General features: G+C 57.8%; 1 pseudogene. It reads left to right on the top strand.

The annotated features are described in order from the left end of the window. Positions 1 to 452 precede the first annotated feature (452 nt). Positions 453 to 1,639, top strand: a pseudogene (locus AU381_RS27765) (IS3 family transposase). The last annotated feature ends 348 nt before the right edge of the window (positions 1,640 to 1,987 follow it).

Raw genomic sequence — 1,987 nt, 5'->3', positions numbered from 1 at the left:
GATAAAGCGGATCACGAGCAACTTCTGACATGGCCCATGTACGCACATCTTCCTCAGCCGTCGGTTAACTTTACGGTGCCCCCCTTCCTGCAGGAGGGCGAAAGAAGCCGTAGATAGCGTCCGGGATTTCCCACACCTATAACGCAAGCCGATGTCATCAATCCGACAAATCGACGGAAATTATCGAATGGTACTCCAGGCTACTCAGCGCAAAGCCGTGGCGGGTCACGGCCTGCCACGGCGGGGATCGCTGACGATCAGGCCGTCTTGAGGTCTGCTATAACCTTTTCAAAGAATTCCTTGATTGGCTTCGACATATCAATCAAAGCCTTGGTGCTGAGCGCCTGGGATTCTTTGACCTGCTCGACACCCATGTCTATACGCTTGCGCAGGAAGGAACACTGTAGGTCGAAAACTTGGGACGGCGATTTTGCCCCGATCAACTCGCTAAGATGGAAGTCGTCCTCTCCGGGCCGGAACGTCGGCGGCGCTGGAGCACAGCAGAGAAGCTGGCGATCATCCACGAGACCTATGAGGCGGACGCCACGGTGAGTATCGTCGCGCGTCGACACGGCATCCAGCCGAACCGGTTGTTTGCCTGGCGCAAGCTGGCGTCCCAAGGGGCACTGACGGCGACGGCCGCCGAAGAGGAGGTCGTTCCGGCTTCCGAATATCGGGCGCTTCAGGCCCAGGTGAAGGAGTTGCAACGCCTGTTGGGCAAGAAGACGATGGAGAGCGAAATCCTGAAGGAAGCCCTCGAAATCGCCGGTGGCCCAAAAAAACATCTGTTGCGCTCGCTCTCTCTTCCCAGGGGGATTTTGGAATGAAGACCGTCTGCGAAACTTTAGGGGTCGCCCGCTCGAATATCGCCGCGCGTGCCGCAGGCTCCCCTTCCAGAGCCAGAGGACGCCCGCCGCTACCCTGATCGCGAGCTGGTGGAGGACATCAAGGCCGTCATCGCCGATACGCCCACCTACGGCTATCGGCGTGTCCATGCCATCCTGCGTCGGAATGCTCGGAAACTGGGGCGTTCGTGGCCCAATGCCAAGCGCGTCTACCGGGTGATGAAGCTACACAATCTGCTGCTGGTGCGTCATACCGGAGCGGTCGATGATCGCCTTCACGACGGCCAGGTCGCCGTCGAACGTTCGAACATCAGATGGTGCTCCGATGGCTTCGAGATCGGCTGCGACAACAAGGAGAAGGTCCGTGTCGCCTTCGCCCTCGACTGCTGCGACCGCGAGGCAATCGCCCATGTCGCCACCACGGAGGGCATCAAGAGCGAAGACGTGCACGACCTCGTGATCACCGCTGTCGAGAACCGCTTCGGCCGCATCAACATGCTGTCCGAACCCATCGAATGGCTTACCGACCACGGCTCCTGCTTCATCGCCAAGGACACCGAATCCTTGCTGCGCGACATCGGCATGGAGCCGTGCACGACGCCGGTGCGCAGCCCGCCGAGGCGTTCGTCAAAACCTTCAAGCGCGATTACGTCTCGGTCAATCCCACCCCGGATGCTGAAACCGAAATCGCTCAACTGCCGTTCTGGTTCGAGCATTACAACAATCTTCACCCGCACAGTGCTTTAGGATATCAATCGCCGCGCGAGTTCATCAGCTCGCAATCTCAAACCTGAGCATGTCCGGTCTTTTGGGGGCAACTCCATCCCAGGGCTAAGCGGTGAAGTGCAGGTTTAACACTTCTGTCAAACGAAGTTAGGAGTTGAGCCAAGCTATTGGCTCATCGAATAATGCTATCTAACGATGTGGTGGCCGCTGCTGCACGATGGCTGCCGAGAGTGTCGGATCGGTGTGTTTCGGCGTGCAAATTTGGCTCTGACTCACTTTTGATGAAATCAAGTGCTGGCTGATGTTGGTTTCACATAAGGAATCAGCACCATGGGTTATACCAACGAGCGGTGATCATGACCGATGCGCCCATTCGCGGAGTCCGATGGACATGATCTTCCACGGCTGGTCGACGA

It is taken from the genome of Sinorhizobium glycinis (genome assembly GCF_001651865.1).
GTDB lineage: Bacteria > Pseudomonadota > Alphaproteobacteria > Rhizobiales > Rhizobiaceae > Sinorhizobium > Sinorhizobium glycinis.
This window is presented reverse-complemented; position numbering and strand designations above follow the sequence as displayed.